This is a genomic window from Methyloversatilis sp. S146-33 (assembly GCF_059552495.1).
Genome location: NZ_JCANOT010000021.1, coordinates 133483 through 150472, shown reverse-complemented (window position 1 = coordinate 150472; position 16990 = coordinate 133483). Strand labels below are relative to the sequence as shown.

The 16990-nt window shown below is 66.3% G+C and carries 16 protein-coding genes; 7 read left to right on the top strand and 9 right to left on the bottom strand.

The window, feature by feature from the left end; translation table 11 throughout:
- Positions 1-22: 22 nt before the first annotated feature.
- Positions 23-1117: a class 1 fructose-bisphosphatase gene (locus AC51BJ_RS06960; protein WP_020163519.1), complete on the bottom strand. Its 1095-nt coding sequence runs from the start codon at positions 1115-1117 to the stop codon at positions 23-25.
- Positions 1118-1532: 415 nt separating this feature from the next.
- On the opposite strand from AC51BJ_RS06960, the gene AC51BJ_RS06955 reads away from it, so the two are divergent.
- Positions 1533-2489 (top strand): LysR family transcriptional regulator, encoded by a 957-nt coding sequence (locus AC51BJ_RS06955; protein ID WP_368500548.1) that lies wholly within the window; start codon positions 1533-1535, stop codon positions 2487-2489.
- A gap of 7 nt (positions 2490-2496) precedes the next feature.
- Here AC51BJ_RS06955 and AC51BJ_RS06950 read toward each other — a convergent pair whose 3' ends face one another.
- Complete coding sequence (locus AC51BJ_RS06950; RefSeq protein WP_304004792.1) at positions 2497-3297, bottom strand: inositol monophosphatase family protein; 801 nt, start codon at positions 3295-3297, stop codon at positions 2497-2499.
- 202 nt (positions 3298-3499) lie between these two features.
- On the opposite strand from AC51BJ_RS06950, the gene AC51BJ_RS06945 reads away from it, so the two are divergent.
- The 6 genes from AC51BJ_RS06945 (at position 3500) to AC51BJ_RS06920 (ending at position 10455) form a co-directional block, all read left to right on the top strand.
- Complete coding sequence (locus AC51BJ_RS06945) at positions 3500-4222, top strand: 16S rRNA (uracil(1498)-N(3))-methyltransferase (protein WP_430432937.1); 723 nt, start codon at positions 3500-3502, stop codon at positions 4220-4222.
- Entirely contained in the window at positions 4222-5697 is a 1476-nt protein-coding gene (gene pap / locus AC51BJ_RS06940; RefSeq protein ID WP_430432938.1) for a polyphosphate:AMP phosphotransferase, read from the top strand. The genes AC51BJ_RS06945 and pap overlap by 1 nt, the downstream gene beginning before the upstream one ends.
- A 91-nt stretch (positions 5698-5788) precedes the next feature.
- On the top strand, positions 5789-7111 hold the full coding sequence (gene argA / locus AC51BJ_RS06935; RefSeq protein ID WP_304004801.1) for an amino-acid N-acetyltransferase: 1323 nt from the start codon (positions 5789-5791) through the stop codon (positions 7109-7111).
- Between the two features lie 19 nt (positions 7112-7130).
- Entirely contained in the window at positions 7131-9194 is a 2064-nt protein-coding gene (locus AC51BJ_RS06930; protein WP_496279743.1) for a sensor domain-containing diguanylate cyclase, read from the top strand.
- Between the two features lie 88 nt (positions 9195-9282).
- Positions 9283-9555, top strand: a complete 273-nt coding sequence (locus AC51BJ_RS06925) for an oxidative damage protection protein (RefSeq protein ID WP_019919514.1) — start codon at positions 9283-9285, stop codon at positions 9553-9555.
- A gap of 51 nt (positions 9556-9606) precedes the next feature.
- A complete protein-coding gene (locus AC51BJ_RS06920) occupies positions 9607-10455 on the top strand; it encodes a tetratricopeptide repeat protein (protein ID WP_430432941.1) in 849 nt (282 codons plus the stop codon).
- A 2-nt stretch (positions 10456-10457) separates the two neighbouring features.
- On the opposite strand, the gene phoU is transcribed toward AC51BJ_RS06920, so the two are convergent.
- From phoU to lpdA, 7 genes are all read right to left on the bottom strand, one after another.
- Positions 10458-11159 carry a phosphate signaling complex protein PhoU gene (gene phoU / locus AC51BJ_RS06915; protein ID WP_304004810.1) on the bottom strand — a complete coding sequence of 234 codons (702 nt, stop codon included), beginning with the start codon at positions 11157-11159 and terminating at the stop codon, positions 10458-10460.
- Between the two features lie 54 nt (positions 11160-11213).
- Complete coding sequence (gene rpiA / locus AC51BJ_RS06910; protein WP_496279742.1) at positions 11214-11885, bottom strand: ribose-5-phosphate isomerase RpiA; 672 nt, start codon at positions 11883-11885, stop codon at positions 11214-11216.
- A gap of 19 nt (positions 11886-11904) precedes the next feature.
- Positions 11905-12999, bottom strand: coding sequence for a nucleotidyltransferase domain-containing protein (locus AC51BJ_RS06905; protein WP_496279741.1), 1095 nt, complete (start codon positions 12997-12999; stop codon positions 11905-11907).
- Between the two features lie 43 nt (positions 13000-13042).
- On the bottom strand, positions 13043-13966 hold the full coding sequence (locus AC51BJ_RS06900; RefSeq protein WP_496279740.1) for an HprK-related kinase A: 924 nt from the start codon (positions 13964-13966) through the stop codon (positions 13043-13045).
- Positions 13967-13970: 4 nt separating this feature from the next.
- Positions 13971-14165 (bottom strand): hypothetical protein, encoded by a 195-nt coding sequence (locus AC51BJ_RS06895; RefSeq protein ID WP_496279739.1) that lies wholly within the window; start codon positions 14163-14165, stop codon positions 13971-13973.
- 80 nt (positions 14166-14245) lie between these two features.
- Positions 14246-14893 (bottom strand): hypothetical protein, encoded by a 648-nt coding sequence (locus tag AC51BJ_RS06890; RefSeq protein ID WP_496279738.1) that lies wholly within the window; start codon positions 14891-14893, stop codon positions 14246-14248.
- A 308-nt stretch (positions 14894-15201) separates the two neighbouring features.
- Positions 15202-16986: a dihydrolipoyl dehydrogenase gene (gene lpdA, locus AC51BJ_RS06885; RefSeq protein WP_496279737.1), complete on the bottom strand. Its 1785-nt coding sequence runs from the start codon at positions 16984-16986 to the stop codon at positions 15202-15204.
- Positions 16987-16990 lie beyond the last annotated feature (4 nt).

The window sequence follows — 16990 nt, the reverse complement described above, 5'->3', positions numbered from 1 at the left end:
GTGGGCTGGTGCGCGCGACCGCTCAGAGCGCCGAGAACAGGCCGCGCACGTTGAAGAGCGGCGAAGTGTATTCCCGATCGAGTCCCTGGTCGCTTTCCGTGTGGTACTGGACGATGCGGCGCACCTCCTCGCGCGAGCCGAAGATCAGCGGCGTGCGGCTCTGCAGGCTGCGCGGCGTCAGTTCCATGATGCGCTGCCGACCGTTGGTGGCTTCGCCGCCTGCCTGTTCGATCAGGAAGGCGATCGGATTCGCCTCGTACATCAGCGAAATGCGGCCCGGCGAAGCGCTCTGCATCGTGTCTTCCGGATACATGATGACGCCGCCGCGCGTCAGTACGCGGAAGGTTTCCGCCACCAGCGAGGCGATCCAGCGCATGTTGAAATCCTCGCCGCGCGGTCCGGTCTGGCCGGCCAGACACTCCTCGACGTAGCGCTTGACCGGCGGCTCCCAGAAACGCGACTTCGACGCGTTGATCGCGAATTCGGTCGTGTGCTCGGGAATCCGCATCTGTGGGTGCGTGAGGATGAAGGCGCCGATGTCGCGATCGAGCGTAAAGCCGTCCACGCCCTCGCCGGTGGTCAGCACCAGCATCGTCGACGGGCCGTACAGCGCGAAACCGGCGCACACCTGTTCGGTGCCCGGCTGCAGGAAATCGGACAGCTGCGGTTCGGCGCCCGGGTTCGGCGCGTGCAACACGGAAAACAGGCTGCCTACGGTCAGGTTCACGTCGATGTTGTTGCTGCAATCGAGCGCATCGAACAGCAGCAGGTATTTGCCGCGCGGCGGCTCGTCCGGTGTCGGGATGAAGCCTTCCAGACCCTCCGGCGCCAGCGCGGCCAGATGGCCTCCCCATTCGCACTCGCGCTGCATCGCCTCGTTGGCGATGGTGTCGAGCTTCTGCGTGACGCGACCGGACAGATTGATGGCCGCGCCGCTGCCGACGGCTTCGAAGCTGCCGAGCGAACCGACCAGCGCGCCCTTGTTCACGTGATTGGCGATGATTTTCACCGCGGTGGCCACGGCGTTCAGCAGGCTGGAAAAGATCCCGCTGGCGTGCGGGTGGCGCTGCTGCGCCTCGATGGTGTAACGCGTCAGGGTCTTGCGCCCTTCACTCATGGCAGCCTCCTCGGGTCCCGGTGTCGATTCCATCGTAGCCGCAGCGCGCGATCGCTGTCACATGCGGTTTGACGTCAGCGCCCGGCAGGGTGCGCAGGAGGGGTGTTGCTGCGTCGCTGGAGCGATGTGTTGCGTCCGCTGCAACAGAGTGTGCAATGCAAAAAAATACCCCGGACTCTTGCGAGCCGGGGTATGAATCCACAAACAAGGTTGTGGAGGAGGAGCCTGGGTCACCTGTCCGTTTTTGTTGAGCTGACAGGCTTTGACGCTAAACTGGTCGCTTCGGTTTGCAGTGCCTGCGAGGCGGTGTTCGCTGCGTTTCCGTTGCTGTTGCAGTGCAATATATCTGGAACTGGCCTTGGTTGAAAATAAGTTGTTTTGATAAGATCGATCAAACATTCTTATTTAGACTGATATGGCGACACAATGGACGCGCGGGGTGTCTCTCCGCCAGCTGAGAATATTCGAGGCGGTCGCACGACTGGGCTCGATTTCCCGCGCCGCGGAAGAACTGCATCTGACGCAGCCGGCAGTTTCGATGCAGGTAAAGGCGCTGGACGGGCTGATCGGCCTTCCTCTGATCGAGACCCTGGGCAAGAAGTTGCGCGTGACCGAGGTCGGCATGGAGATCGCCCGCCACGCGCGCGCCATCGACCACCAGCTGGCCGAGGCCGAGGCCGCGCTGGCGCAGATGGCGAGCGGACATTCGGGCCTGGTGTCGGTCGGCGTGGTCAGTACCGCGAAATACGTCGCCCCGCGTCTGCTGATGGCTTTCCGCGAGCGTTACCCGGACGTGCAGGTCCGCATTTCCCTGCACAACCGCGACGACATCTTCCGTCATCTCGAAGACAACCTGATCGACATCGCCATCATGGGCCGCCCACCGGCAGCGCTGGGCTGCGAGGCGCATGTCTTTGCCGAACACCCGCTGTCGGTGCTGGCGTGCGAGGGCCATCCGCTGGCCGGTGGTCGCACCGTCACGGCCGACGATCTGGGCAAGGAGGCCTTCCTGATCCGCGAACGGGGGTCCGGTACGCGGGTGACGCAGGAAAGCTATCTGGTCGAGCAGGGCATACGCCCGGCCGAAATCATCGAACTGCCCAGCAATGAAATCATCAAGCAGGCGGCCATCGCCGGCATGGGCCTGGCCTTCCTGTCCGAGCATACCTGCCAGCTCGAACTGCGCACCGGCGTGCTGTGCCGCATCGCGGCACCCGGCACGCCCATCGTGCGCAACTGGCACGTTGTATACAGGGATCGCAAGAATCTGTTGCCGGCCGCGCTGGCGCTGCGCGACTTCCTGATGCACGAGGGCGGCCGGCTGGTGAATTCGCAGGTGGCGCCGGTCCATCTGCCGGTGCACCATCCCTGAGGGCCGATCAGCGGCCGCCGTGTGCGGCCAGCCAGTCCATCCATTCACGGTAGAGGTCGGCGCTGGCGCCGACCACCACCGGCGTCTTGCGGCCAGGCGCCATGTCCAGCGGCTCGCCATCCAGCATCGAGCAGCGTGCACCGGCTTCGGCGGCGATCAGGCTGCCGGCGGCAAAGTCCCACATCATCTGGCCACCGTGCAGGTAGACGTCCAGCCTGGCGGCGGCGATGAAACACCATTCCAGCGCGCTGGAGCCGAAGTTGCGCTGTGAGTAGAAGGGCGACTGGGTGGCCAGTGCGTCGCCAAGTGCCTTCGGAATCCGTTTGAAATCGACGCCGGCCACCGCATCCAGCAGATGACGCGCCGGCGTGCGCAGCGGCAGTGCATTGCCGTTGAGAAAGGCGCCGCCACCCTCTTCCGCGTAGAAGGCTTCGTCGGTCATCGGGTTGTAGACGACGCCGTGGCGCGTGCGGCCCTCCTCGATGTACGCGATCGCGACGCCGAAGAAGGGGATGCCGTTGACGAAGTTGGTGGTGCCGTCGATCGGGTCTATGCACCAGATGCCGTCGTGACCTTCGTGCCACAAGCGCAACTGCACCGACTCCGGCATTTCCTCGCCGAGCACCGGGCGGTCGATGATGCGGGGCAGTCGTTCGATCAGCGCTTCCTGTGCTGCCAGATCGACCACGGTAAACAGGCTGCCGTCGTCCTTCTGGTTGCGCTGCGCGGTCAGGAAGTGCGGCATGATCACCTCACGGGCGACGCTGCGTGCGGTGTCGACGATCTGTAGCAGTGTGGTTGAGCTCATGGTCGTTCGTCAGTGAGCCGCGTCGCGACGCCGGAAGCACTCCGGCCGGCTGGCGTGGCAGTATCGTTCGCGGCGGCAGCCCGTCGTCGGATGCCCTGATGCCATAACGGTTACGGACATTCCGACCATGAGGGGCCGATCGTCGCCGACGGTGCAAAAAGCCTCGCCGGCGGGTGTTCTTGCAGTGCACAAATATAACACGATGATTCCACGCTTCTTTTGTCCCTTGCCCGCGGAACCGGCCGGAACGATCACCTTGCCGGCGCCGGTGGCGCATCACATCGACCGCGTGCTGCGCCTGGCCGACGGCGATGCGATCACGCTGTTCGACGGGCGCGGCAGCGAATTCGCCGCCCGCCTGGTGCGCAACGGTCGCAGTGTCGATGCCGCGGTCGGCGTCGAATCGACGCCACAGCGCGAGTCCGCGCTCGACGTCACGCTGCTGCAATGCCTCGCCGCTGCCGACAAGATGGACTGGATCGTACAGAAGGCGGTCGAGCTCGGTGTGGCGCGGGTGCAACCGGTGGCCAGTCGGCGCGCTGTGGTCAAGCTGGCCGGCGAGCGTGCGCAGCGGCGGGTCGAGCACTGGCAGCAGGTGGCGGTGTCGGCCTGCGAACAGTGCGGCCGCAATCGCGTGCCCGAGGTACGGCCCCTGCTGACCTTGCCGCAGGCGCTTGCGGCCGCGAGCGGGCAGCGTCTGCTGCTGCATCCGGAAGGCGGCGTACCGCTGAAGTCGGCCGGGCTGCGCGCCGATGAACCCATTACCGTGCTGATCGGACCGGAGGGCGGCTTCGATGCCGACGAACTGGCCGCGGCGCGCGCTGCCGGCTTTGCCGCGCTGACGCTGGGGCCGCGCGTGCTGCGCACGGAGACGGCGGGCGTTGCCGTGCTGTCGGCACTGAATACCCTGATCGGAGATTTCTGATGTTCGATGCGCTGCCTGCCGTCGCCCCGCTGGACGAAGCCCGGCTCGAGCGTGCGGTGTCGAGATTGCGTGCCGATCTGCTCGACGCCCAGTACTCGATACTGGAACAGGGGCGTACGCCGGTCGTGCTGCTGATCGCCGGTGTGGCCGGTGCCGGACGCGGACGCCTGGTCAATACGCTGAACGAATGGATGGACCCCCGTCACATCCGCACCAGTGCCTTCGGGCCGCGCGACGAGGCGGAACGGCAGCGACCGCACATGTGGCGCTACTGGCAGGCGCTGCCGTCGCGCGGTCGTACCGCGATGATTTTCGAGGGCTGGTACAGCGAGGCGATCAACGCCCGCGTCGAGCGCCGGATCAAGCGGCGCGCCTTCTGGCATACCCTGCACGAGATTCAGCGCTTCGAACGCATGCTGGCGATGGAAGGCGCGGTGCTGCTGAAGTTCTGGCTGCACCTGGACGCCGACCGCCAGCGTGCGCACTTCCGTGCGCTGGAGCGTGACGCGGCGACGCGCTGGCGGGTGACTGCCGAGGACTGGCGTGCGAATCGCCGGCACAAGCGCATCTGCAAGGTGGCGGAAGAGGCGATCCGGCTGTCGGACACCTCGCATGCGCCCTGGCACCTGATCGACGCAAGCGACGCCGCGCAGACCGAGCTGGTGGTCGGCCGCATCGTCCTGAAGGCGCTCCGAGAAGCGCTGGCGGGGCCGCGCAAGCCGCTTGCGCCGGCGCTGCCTCCGCTGGTGGTACCGAGCGAGCAGCCGGCTCAGCCCGCGCATGCACCGTCCAAGCCGATGCGCAAGGACGACTACCAGCCCGAACTCGAACGCCTGCAGGGCCGGCTCAACCTGCTGCTGCGCCATCCGGCCTTTGCCCGGCGCGCGCTGGCGGTGGTGTTCGAAGGCATGGACGCTGCCGGCAAGGGTGGCGCGATACGCCGTATCACGCACGCGCTCGATGCGCGCAATTACCGTGTGCACCCGGTGGCGGCGCCGACCGAGCACGAGCGCCTCTATCCGTGGCTGTGGCGCTTCTGGCGTGACGTGCCGCGCGATGGCCGGGTTTCGCTGTTCGACCGCTCCTGGTATGGCCGCGTGCTGGTCGAGCGGGTCGAGGGCTTTGCCGTGGAAGCCGATTGGTCGCGCGCCTTCGAGGAAATCAACGCGTTCGAACAGGAGTGGACCGAACACGGCATCATCGTCTGCAAGTTCTGGCTCGAAGTCAGTTCCGATGAGCAGCTGCGCCGTTTCAACGAGCGCGGGCGCCAGCGCTTCAAGCGTTTCAAGATCACGCCCGAGGACTGGCGCAACCGTGACAAGTGGTCGCAATACGTGCCGGCGGTGCAGGACATGCTGGTGCGCACGCATACCGAACAGGCGCCGTGGAACGTGGTGTCCGCCGACGACAAGTACCGTGCGCGGCTGGCCATACTCGACGCCCTGTGCGATCGCCTCGAATCGGAACTGGGCTGAACGTGCCGGAATTGAGACAACGCAAGTTCTGCGGCACGTCCGCCGGCGCGCGCTCGGCTAGAATTCGCTGAATTTCCCCATCGGAACCCGCATGCACGCCGATCCCGACTCGCCGCGTTTCGTTGCCTGGGTGCGCAGTGCCGCGCCCTACATCCACGCCTTCGGCGGTCGAACCTTCGTCATCGCGGTCGGCGGCGAGGTGCTGCAGGGGCCGCTGGCCAATTCGCTGGTGCAGGACTGCAACCTGCTCGCCGCGCTCGGTATCAAGCTGGTACTGGTGGTGGGCGCCCGCCCGCAGATCGAGGAGGAACTGGCCGCCCGCGGCCTGCCGCCGCGCTATCACAAGGGCCTGCGGGTGACCGACGCGCAGGCGATGGACTGCGTCAAGCGCGCCAATGGCGCCATCCGCATCGACGTGGAGGCGCTGTTTTCGCAGGGCTTGCCGAACACGCCGATGGCCGGCAGCACGATCGAGGTTGCCTCCGGCAATTTCCTGACCGCGCGCCCGGTCGGCGTGGTCGATGGCATCGACCACGGTTACACCGGTACCGTACGCAAGGTCGATGTCGAGGCACTGAACGACGCGCTGGCCGACAGCGACATCGTACTGATGCAGCCCTACGGCTACTCGCTGACCGGCGAGGTGTTCAACCTGAGCATGGAAGAGGTTGCCGAATCGGTCGCCGTCGCGCTGCAGGCGACCAAGCTCATCTACCTGTGCGACGCGCCGGGCATCGTCGACGAACAGGGCGCGCTGGTGCCCGAGCTGACCGCCGACGAAGCGGCGCAGTGGCTCAAGGCCGGGCGCGGCATCACCGAAGATCTCGGGCTCTACCTGCCGCGCGCCATCCGCGCGGTGAAGCTGGGCGTGGCGCGCGCCCACATGATCGATCGCGATCTCGATGGCGCACTGCTGCTCGAATTCTTCACCACCCAGGGCGTGGGCAGCGTCATTTCGCGCGAGCGGCTGGCACTGATGCGCAACGCGCGGGTGGACGACGTACCTGCCATCGCCGGCCTGATCGCACCGCTGGAGGCCGACGGCACGCTGGTCAGCCGCGGCCGCGAGCGGCTGGAACGCGAGATCGAGCGCTTCAGCGTTCTCGAACACGACGAAGTGATCATGGGCTGCGCCGCCTTCTATCCCTATCCGGAAGAGCAGATGGCTGAGCTGGCCTGTCTGGCCGTGATGGCGGAATACCGTCGCCACGGCTACGGCGAGCAGATCCTGAGCTATGTCGAGACGCGTGCTCGCGCCGAGCGGATCAAGCAGCTGTTCGTACTCACGACGGTAACCGCGCACTGGTTCGTCGAGCGGGGTTTCGTCGAGGCCGGTGTCGATGCGCTGCCGCGCGTGCGTCGAGAAAACTACAACCCGCAGCGGCGCAGCAAGGTCCTGGTAAAACGCCTGTGATCGCAGCCGGAGCCCGCTCATGCTCAGTGCTCTGACACGTCGCATCGGCGTGCTCCAGGGGCGCTTGCTCGCCTCCGGCATCCTTCTGGGCGGCGTGCTGTGCGTGGCGCTGCTGTGGGCTTACGGTCTCATTTCCGTGCACCTGGTCGAGCGGGAGTCGGCGCGCATCGATTACCTCGTCGCCGACATGCAGGCCCGGCTCTCTGCCGCACTGATCGCCGATCCGTCGCGACTGGCGGCGGAGGTGAGCATGCTCCGGCGCGTCGGCCAGCTCGACTATGTCGAGGTGCGGGACGAGGCGGGGCGCGTACTGATCGCCGACGGTGGTCCGGCCGTGCTCGGTGCGGCACACGGCAGTATTCGTGAGGCACTGGAATCCGGGCGTGGTCGCTACGACATGCGCATCGATCTGCTGCAGCCGGGCCGGCGTGCGCCGGTCGGCGTGCTGCGCGCCAGCGTCGACATGTCGGGGCTGCTCTCCTCGCTGGCCATGTTGCGCAACGGCGCGCTGGCGCTCGGCGGGCTGGTGTTGCTGATGCATGTCTGGCTGGCGCGCTGGGTGCTGGGCGGGGTGCTCGAAGGCGTCAGTGCGATCGAAACCCGGGCGGTGGCGCTGCGTCGCGCCGAAGAGGTCGATCCCTTGCCGGTGCGCGGCGACGACGCGCTGGCCCGGCTGACCCGCGCCTTCAACCAGATGGTGCAGGCGCTGGAAGAGCGCGTCACCGCGCTGCGCAAGAGCGAGTCGCGCTTCCATGCGATCGCCGACTTCACTTTCGGCGTCGAGGCCTGGTTCAGTCCGCAAGGGCGGCTCATCTGGGTGAACCGCTCGATCGAACGGGTGACCGGGCACAGTCCGCTCGACTGTCTGCTGGCCGAGGATCTGGCGAGCATGCTGATTCACGAAAAGGACCGCAAGATTTTCGCCGCCCGCGCGGCCGACGCGCTGGCCGGCGCCAGCGGCGAGAATTTCGAGGTGAGGCTGCTGCGCCGTGACGGGTCGATCGTGTGGGTTTCACTGAACTGGCAGCCCATCTACGACGAGTCGGGTACCTGCCTCGGCGTGCGCGTGTCGGCCGACGACATCCAGAGCCGCAAGGAAGCCGAACTGAAGCTGCTCGACACGGTGACCGCGCTGCGCCGCGAACAGGGCCTGCGCGACTACTACCTGACGCGCAGCGAGGAAGAGCGTTCGCGGCTGGAGGCGCTGCTCGATCTGATCAAGCTGGGCGTGCTCTTCGTCGACCGCGATGGCCGCGCCCAGCACGCCAACCGGATGCTGAAGACGATCTGGGGCTTTGCCGAGAACGAGAACCTGTCTGGCATGCGCGATGCCGTGCTGATCGAGCGCACAGCGGTGCTGCGGGCCGACGAAGACATCTACCGCGAGCGCGTGAAGTCGATACTGGCCGCCCGTGCGCCGACGGATCCGCAGGACATTCCACTGCGCGACGGCCGCATCATCCGCGAGCAGTCGGCCTTGGTGCCGTCGGCCACGCCCGGCCGCTTCCTCGGCCGCGTCTGGCTTTACGAGGATGTCACCGCCGAGCGGCGTGCCGCCGAGGCGCTGGTCAATATGGCGGAACGCGATCCGCTGACCAATCTGTACAACCGTCGCCGTTTCCACGAGGAACTCGCACGGATGATTGCCGACGCCGCCCGCCGCCGCACCCAGCTCGGCCTGCTGCTGTTCGATCTCGACGGCTTCAAGCCGGTGAACGACCGTTTCGGCCATCAGGCCGGCGATGAGGTGCTGACGCGGCTGGCGCGCGACGTCGGTGCCATCATCCGGCGCAACGAAATGTTCTTCCGCCTCGGCGGTGACGAATTCGCGGTGCTCGCGCCGGATACCGACGAGACCGCGCTGACGGGCCTCGCACGCCGCATCGGCGAGCGCGTCGCCGGCATGGTGTTCGAGTTCGACGGCGCCCAGGCCTGCGTCACCACCAGCACCGGCATCGGCATCTATCCCTTGCACGCACACAGCGGCGAAACCTTGCTCAGTGCAGCGGATTCGGCGATGTACGCGGCAAAGAACGACGGCAAGAACGCATTCCGGATGTCGCAGCGGCGGCACGGCACCTGACGCGGTCCCCTTCATGATTCAACATGTCGATTCAGCGCCCGGCACAGGGCCTAGAATTCGATACATCCAACGTTTACAGGAGTGACAGATGGCACGCATGGTTCAATGCATCAAACTGGGTCGCGAAGCCGAAGGCCTCGACTTTCCGCCGGTGCCCGGTGCACTGGGCGCACGTATCTTCGAATCGGTGTCGAAGGAGGCGTGGCAGCAGTGGGTGAAGTACCAGACCATGCTGATCAACGAAAACCGTCTCAGCCTGATGGACCCGCGCGCACGCAAGTATCTGGCGGAACAGATGGAAAAGCACTTTTTTGGTGAAGGTGCGGACCAGGTCACGGGCTTCGTGCCGCCGGCCGCCTGATCGACACAGTTCTTCACGGGAGCCGTCCAGGGTGCGTGATAGCTTTTCATCATGACTGTATCCACCCGCCTGTCCAGCGTCCTGCAGGGGCCGCGTTGCTGTCCGTATTGCCTCAGCAGCAACACGAAGGACTCCAGCTGGAAGAACTCGGACGAGAAGGCCGGACGCTTCTGGCTCAAGCCGGTACGTTGCCGCAACTGCCACAAGCGCTTCGTCCGCTTCCGGCGTATTCCGCTCGCGGCGGTCGGCGGCTCACTTGCGCTCGGTCTGCTGGTGGCCATCGTGGTCACCGTCCAGGGGGTCGAGACGCGCACTCCGACCGAGCACGAACAGCTCATTGCCGAACTGGAGCCGCTGGAGGCGGAGCGTCAGCGCGCTGAAACCGGTGACCCCGAGGCGCAGTACGCCTACGGGATGATGCTGGCCCAGGGCGGGACCGGCGAAGCGACGGATGTGGCGGAATCGGTGAAGTGGCTGGAGAAGGCGGCCGAACAGGGGCACGCGCGGGCCCAGTACGAACTTGCGCTGGCGTTGAAACTCGGCCGCGGCACGCTGCAGGATTACAAGGCCGCCGGCAGGTGGTTCCGCACCGCGGCGCGCAGTGGCCATGTCGGCGCGCAATACCACATGGGCCGCCTGCACCGCATCGGCGAGGGTGTCTCGCTCGATCTGGTGCGTGCCTACGCATGGTTCAATCGCGCTGCCGCACAGGGCCACGGCGCGGCGCGCGGGGCGCGGGATGAAATCGCGGCGTCGCTCAAGCCGGATCAGCTGGCGCTGGCGCAGCAGCTGTCGCGCGCGCCCGAAATGCCCGAGAGCGACGCCCCACTGCCCGACATCGCCAGTTCTACCGCATCCGGGGAAGGCGACGCCCCGGCGGCGACTGACCCGCCGCGCTGAAACTAATCGGCGGCTGCGGCGGCTTCCATCGCGGCCAGTCCGGCGTGGCGGACGTCGGTACCCTTCACCATGAACACCACGTACTGCGCCATGTTCTTCGAGTGGTCGCCGATGCGCTCGATCGCCTTGGCGATGAACAGCAGGTCGAGGCCGCAGGAAATGGTGCGCGGGTCTTCCATCATGAAGGTGATGAGCTGACGCATGATGGACTTGAATTCGGCATCCACCTCCTTGTCCTGACGCACCACCTCGGTGGCGCTGGCGAGATCCATGCGCGCCAGCGCGTCCAGCGTGCGGCGCAGCATGTCCACCGCCATCGAGGCCGCGTGCCGCAGTTCGACGCGCGGCACGAAGATGGCGTCGGACTCGAGGATGTGACGTCCCATCTTGGCGATCTTCTTCGCCTCGTCGCCGATGCGCTCCAGATCGGTGATGGTCTTCACCACCGACATGATGACGCGCAGGTCGCTGGCGGCCGGCTGGCGCTTGGCAATCAGGTGATTGCAGGCGTCGTCCAGCTCGATCTCCATCGCATTGACCTTCTTGTCGTTGGCGATCACTTCTTCGAGCAACGGCAGGTTGCGCTCGATCACGCCGCGCATCGCGTGCTCGATCTGCTGTTCGATCAGGCCGCCCATCTGCAGCAGGCCGGTGCGCACGCTTTCGAGTTCGGCGTCGTAGCGTTTGGAAATGTGTTCGCTCATGGCGTCATGTCCTGAAGGATTTAATGGGGTTGGACCCCATGCGGGCGGCGATGTTCAGGCGTGCAGCGCGCGCACACCGTCGGCTGACGACACCAGCGCAAGGTCGGCGCGTCGGCGGGCGAACAGCCCGTTGGTCACGGTACCGGTCAGATGGTCCAGTTCGCTCTCGAACAGAGCTGGTTCGGCGATCTTCAGCCCTGCAACGTCCAGGATGAGATTTCCGTTGTCGGTGACGAAGCCTTCACGCAGCTTCGGTACGCCGCCTAGCTTGGCCAGTTCGCGTGCGACCAGGCCGAGTGCCATCGGAACGACCTCGATCGGCAGCGGGAAGCGCCCCAGCATGTCGACGCACTTCGAACTGTCGGCGATGCAGACGAAACAGTCGGATGCGGCGGCGACGATCTTCTCCCGCGTCAGCGCACCGCCACCGCCCTTGATCAGGTTGAGTCCGGGGTCGATCTCGTCGGCACCGTCGACATAGACCGGTATGCGGCGGCCGGAGGCGATCGCCTCGTCCAGCGTCAGTACCTTGATGCCGTGCCCGCGCAGGCGGGCGGCGGACGCTTCCGAACTGGCGATCGCGCCGGCGATCTCGATCTTCTCGGCGGCCAGCAGGTCGATGAAGTGGTTGGCGGTGGAGCCGGTGCCCACACCCAGCAGGTCGCCCGGTATGACGTGGGGCAGGGCAGCGCGGGCGACGGCAATCTTCAGTTCATCGGCGGTCATCGAACGGAGTCCTCGGTATTCAGGCGGCCTTGCCATCGTCGTGGATGAAGGCCTTGTAAGCAAGATGCGGGATCAGCAGGTGCAAAGGCATTCTAAGCCAGTGGCTGCGTGCGTAGAGGATCTGCCGGCGCGCGCGACGCCACGGCGAATCGCTGCTCGGGTGCAGCGGATACATCGACGCGTCGATCAGGTGGTCGGTCAGCGCTCCGGTCGGACGGGCCGCCAGTCGCGTGCGGCCTTCGCTCGCCACCGCATCGGGAATGTCGGTGCCGAAGATCCGCTGCGCGAAGCGCAGTGCCAGCAGTACCGGATACTCGAGCTGCTGCGCGCGTGCGCGCGGCAGAAGTGCTGTCCAGAATCCGGGCTCCGGCGAGAACTCGTCCAGCAGGCAGTGCAGATCGTAGAGATCGCGCAAGCCCTTCTGCAACTCGCCGAAGAACAGGTGGCAGGCCGAGTGCATCACCATGTCGACCGGCGACAGCACGTGGAACACATCCGGGCAGTGCGGCACGGCGACCGGATGCGCGTCGGCGATCAGCTGTGTCGCGTCGGGAATGTGGCCGGAGGTCGGCGGCACGATGGTGTGGTGCAGGTCGATCACGGTGCCGCGCGTCATGTGCTCGATCGGCGGTAGCTCGTGCATCCACTCCCGGTAATAGCGCTGGTCGTAGGAATTCAGGTGGGTCGGGCGCCAGCCGCTGCGGAACAGCGCGCCTTCGGCACGATCGATGACGTTCTTTGCCACCATCAGGTCGATGTCGTTGAACAGGCGTGAACGTCCTGCGCGCAGGCCGGCTGCGGCGTAGGCGGCGCCCTTGAGCAGCAGCACCGGCTGGCCGAGCGACTGCAGTGCGTCGCCGATCACCGCCAGTTCCTGCAGCAGCGAATCGCGGTGCAGCGCGGCGATGCGTAGCGCGGCATCGAGATGGAAGCGCACCTGTGGCGGCGTGCTTTCCAGGCGTCCGGCGTCGCGCAGCCGCTCGGCCAGTTGACCGAGCAGATCGCTGGTGCGCGCCTGCCCGATCAGGGCTTCCCAGTCGCGCGCGTCGAAGCGTTCGGTGAATTCGGGTGTGGCGAGTGTTCTCGCCAGGTGGGTGTCCGTCTGTCGGCTCATGTTCCGGTCGGGGCGCAGCGGCCGGCGGTGGTGCCGGCCCGCCTCAGGCGCTACGCGTGCAGATCGATTCGAGTGCCGGCACGATCTGGTCGAGCGAGCCGTAGCGCGCAGTGTAACCGTCGCAGCCATCGACCAGACGGCCCATCGCTTCGAAGCCGGTGACGCCGAGACGCGGATAGTTGAAGGAATTGCTCACCAGCTGCATGAAGGTGTGCGCCTTGCCGTGCGCTTCGATGTCCAGTGCATGACCGGCCGCGAACTGCGGAAACAGGATCCAGCGTGGCTGCACCGGCGTCAGCGCCGCCTCGACGCTGGCACGCGGCGCGCGCATGTGCGCCACCGTGCCCTTCGCCGTGTCGTGGGCGATCGGGCCGATCACCGGCTGGCCCGGGAGCTGGCGGACGATGTCTATCGATTGGTTCTTCAGGCTGACCGGTCGCGGCAGCGGCATCAGCAGACCGTCGTCGAGGCCGATCATCGCCAGTTCGTCCGACAGCAGGCGCCAGCCGCGCAACGCCAGTGCGGCGCACAGCGTGCTCTTGCCCGAGCCGGGCGGCGCGGCCATGACGAGGCCCAGCCCGTCGCGTTCGAGCACGGCGGCATGGATGATGAGGTAGTGCTGGGCGTGGTTGGTGAATACCCAGTTCAGGCCCCATTCGAGCATGGCAACCGCCTGATCGCCGGGCAGCGGTTTGAACGGCTGCATGCCCTCGAAGCGGAAGATGGCCTGCGGACGAACGATGCGGCGCAGCGGACCGCCGGCGGTGACCTCGACCGGGTAGTCGCAGAACGCCTGCGCGTCAGCAAGCGGGTAGTCGTGGTACAGCGCTGAAAGACCGTCGGCAACGGCCGGCAGGTTCGAGCGTATCCCCGCCACGAAACGTCCCATCTGCAGTCGGACACCTTCGCGGCTGAGCAGATGCGCACGCACTTCGCTGATGGATAACTCGCCTAGCGTTGCGGGCATCGGTTCAGGTGCTGCGCGAAATGATGCCAAAGCGCTCGAGATCCAGCAGGATGTCCTCCGTTTCGGCGAGCGAACCATCCGTGTCGGGCAACGGCGCCGGCATTTCGCTGCTGCTGAGGTCTCGCGCTTTGAGCGCCGATATGCATGCGCCGCCGCCGGGCGAGAGAAGACGCGTTACGGACTGCCGGGCGTCGTACATGACTGCACCGTCAGACCAGACGAGTAGGAATACCGACTCCGCGTGCGGGAGTGTCCAGGAGGCCTCGCCAGTCGTCACCGTCAGGAGCGGTCGCCGTTACACCAGATATCGGCCGTGTCGTAGACGTCGACACGATCCTTGAATGCGAGCAGGCTCGACTGGCGCGGGTAGGAGTTGAACGCGTTCTGGAAGGCGATGATCACTGCCTCGGGCGTTTGCAGGCCGGTGGCGGGGTAACGCGAACCATAGAAGTAGGCGTTCAGCAGGGCTGCGACCGCGTGGAAAGCGACCGTTCGCATATTCGTTGAATCAGTGACCCAAGTACCGAGCGTTCCGGTGCCGTCGATGGCGTTCTCGAGCGTCACGTTGGAGCTCGACTTGTAGTACGCGACGCCGAAGACCGAATTGAAGATCTGGCCCTTGCCATAAATGAGGGGGAAGACATTCGGGTCCGCCCAAAGACGCTTGCCTTGCGGGCCTTTCCAGAAGCCCGGGCTGCAGCCGCACGGGCGGGGTGTGCCTTCACGCGACAGATTGCCGGAAGCGATTTCCGAGCCGGTGCAGGTGCCCCAGGTGCTGGTGCCGAAAGCGGAACGGCTCGCCACCGACAGCAGCACACCGGCGCCCGCTGCACCGCCGCGGGTCAGACGCCGCCGCGCGGCATCCACTTGCTCGGTCTGCGGGGTGGGGACTGCGTCGGTCTGGCTGTTCTTGTCGAGCTCGTTCATTTGATTTCACCGATAAGGCACGTTGCCGCGGATGTTAGCGCGCTTGTCCATGCTGGCGCGCCGACTTGATCACGGCGACCTGAGGATGCGCAGCTTGCATCAGGCGATCGTTGGATAGCCGATGACTAGCAAGAAGCGGACCGCTTGTGATTTTTCCGTGTAAGTGAATGATTGGATGTGTGTTTTCATATTTTTTCAATCATTGCGCTGGGGCTTGCCGGGGGGACTGTAAATTTCGCCGACGGTCGCTGCCGGACAGCCTGCAAGGCCTGCCCGGCAGCGGGTCGGACGCGCGTCGCAGCGTTGTGTCAGCGGCGTAGCGGCGGCAGGTCGGTGCAACTGCCTTCGGCGACTTCGGCGGCGAGGCCGATCGATTCGCCCAGCGTCGGGTGCGGGTGGATGGTGTGGCCGATATCGACCGCGTCGGCACCCATCTCGATGGCCAGCGCCACCTCGCCGATCATGTCGCCAGCCGAGGTGCCGACGATGCCGCCGCCGACGATGCGGTGAGTGTCCGCGTCGAAGATGAGCTTGGTGAAACCCTCATCCCGACCGTTGGCGATGGCCCGTCCGCTGGCCGCCCACGGGAATTTGCCGACCGTCACCTCGCGGCCCTGGACCTTCGCGTCGTCCTCGGTCAGGCCGACCCAGGCGACTTCCGGATCGGTATAGGCGACCGACGGAATCACGGTGGCGTCGAAGTGGCGCTTGTGACCGGCGATGACTTCCGCCGCGACGTGGCCTTCGTGTACCGCCTTGTGCGCCAGCATGGGCTGGCCGACGATGTCGCCGATGGCGTGGATGTGCGCCACGTTGGTTCGCATCTGGCTGTCGACCGAGATGAAACCACGCTCGTCCACCCGCAGGCCGGCCGCTTCCGCGTTCAGCTTGCGACCGTTCGGCGAGCGGCCGACCGCCACCAGCACGCGGTCGTAGGTCTGCGGCTCCGCTGGCGCCTTCGCCCCTTCGAAACTCACCCTGATGCCCTCCGCCGTCGCTTCCGCTCCCGTCACCCGGGTATTCAGCATGACGGCGTCGAAGCGATGGGCGTTCTTCTTCTCCCACACTTTGGCCAGATCGCGGTCGGCGCCCTGCATCAGCCCGCCGGTCATTTCGACCACGTCGATGCGGGCACCCAGCGTCGAGTAGACGGTGGCCATTTCGAGGCCGATGATGCCGCCGCCGATCACCAGCATGCGCTTCGGAATGTCGGCCAGCAGCAGCGCGCCGGTTGAATCGACGACGCGCGGATCGTCCGGCATGAAAGGCAGCTTCACCGCCTGGCTGCCGGCGGCGACGATGCAGTGGCCGAACTTCAGCACCTTCTTGTCACCTGTTTCCGCCTTGCCGTCGCCGGTGGTCAGTGCGATCTCCACATGGTTCGGATCGACGAAGCGGGCGTTGCCGCGCACCACCTTCACCTTGCGGGCCTTGGCCATGCCGGCCAGGCCGCCGGTCAGCTTGCCGACCACCTTGTCTTTCCAGCCGCGCAGCGCGCCGATGTCCACCTCGCGCGCGCCGAACTTGATGCCGTGGGCGGCCAGCGCTTCGGCCTCGTCGGCCACGGCTGCCACGTGCAACAGCGCTTTGGACGGGATGCAGCCGACGTTCAGGCAGACGCCGCCCAGCGTGGCGTAGCGCTCGACGATGACGACATCCAGACCGAGGTCGGCGGCGCGGAAGGCGGCCGAGTAGCCGCCGGGGCCGCCACCGATCACCAGCACAGCGCAGCTTTCATCGACCTTGGCCGGTGCGCTGCCGGTGGCGGCCACCGGCGCGGCGGCTGCGGCCTGTGCAGGGGCCGGGGCGGCCGGTGCAGCCGCCGGTGCCGGCGCGGGCGCCGCCTCGGCAGCGCCCGTGGCGTCCATCGTCAGCACCACGCTGCCTTCCGATACGCGGTCGCCGACCTTCACCTTCAGTTCGACGATGCGGCCGGCCTGCGGCGCGGGGATGTCCATCGTGGCCTTGTCGGACTCGAGCGACATCAGCGGCGCGTCCGCCTCCACGGTGTCGCCCGGCTTCACCATGATTTCGATGATGGGCACGTCCTTGAAGTCGCCGATGTCGGGGATTTTTACAGTCAGTGTGCTCATGGCC

Coding starts and splice junctions, on each gene's coding strand:
- AC51BJ_RS06960 (WP_020163519.1), bottom strand. CDS start 1,117: ATGAGTGAAGGGCGCAAGACCCTGACGCGTTACACCATCGAGGCGCAG.
- AC51BJ_RS06955 (WP_368500548.1), top strand. CDS start 1,533: ATGGCGACACAATGGACGCGCGGGGTGTCTCTCCGCCAGCTGAGAATA.
- AC51BJ_RS06950 (WP_304004792.1), bottom strand. CDS start 3,297: ATGAGCTCAACCACACTGCTACAGATCGTCGACACCGCACGCAGCGTC.
- AC51BJ_RS06945 (WP_430432937.1), top strand. CDS start 3,500: ATGATTCCACGCTTCTTTTGTCCCTTGCCCGCGGAACCGGCCGGAACG.
- pap (WP_430432938.1), top strand. CDS start 4,222: ATGTTCGATGCGCTGCCTGCCGTCGCCCCGCTGGACGAAGCCCGGCTC.
- argA (WP_304004801.1), top strand. CDS start 5,789: ATGCACGCCGATCCCGACTCGCCGCGTTTCGTTGCCTGGGTGCGCAGT.
- AC51BJ_RS06930 (WP_496279743.1), top strand. CDS start 7,131: ATGCTCAGTGCTCTGACACGTCGCATCGGCGTGCTCCAGGGGCGCTTG.
- AC51BJ_RS06925 (WP_019919514.1), top strand. CDS start 9,283: ATGGCACGCATGGTTCAATGCATCAAACTGGGTCGCGAAGCCGAAGGC.
- AC51BJ_RS06920 (WP_430432941.1), top strand. CDS start 9,607: ATGACTGTATCCACCCGCCTGTCCAGCGTCCTGCAGGGGCCGCGTTGC.
- phoU (WP_304004810.1), bottom strand. CDS start 11,159: ATGAGCGAACACATTTCCAAACGCTACGACGCCGAACTCGAAAGCGTG.
- rpiA (WP_496279742.1), bottom strand. CDS start 11,885: ATGACCGCCGATGAACTGAAGATTGCCGTCGCCCGCGCTGCCCTGCCC.
- AC51BJ_RS06905 (WP_496279741.1), bottom strand. CDS start 12,999: ATGAGCCGACAGACGGACACCCACCTGGCGAGAACACTCGCCACACCC.
- AC51BJ_RS06900 (WP_496279740.1), bottom strand. CDS start 13,966: ATGCCCGCAACGCTAGGCGAGTTATCCATCAGCGAAGTGCGTGCGCAT.
- AC51BJ_RS06895 (WP_496279739.1), bottom strand. CDS start 14,165: ATGTACGACGCCCGGCAGTCCGTAACGCGTCTTCTCTCGCCCGGCGGC.
- AC51BJ_RS06890 (WP_496279738.1), bottom strand. CDS start 14,893: ATGAACGAGCTCGACAAGAACAGCCAGACCGACGCAGTCCCCACCCCG.
- lpdA (WP_496279737.1), bottom strand. CDS start 16,986: ATGAGCACACTGACTGTAAAAATCCCCGACATCGGCGACTTCAAGGAC.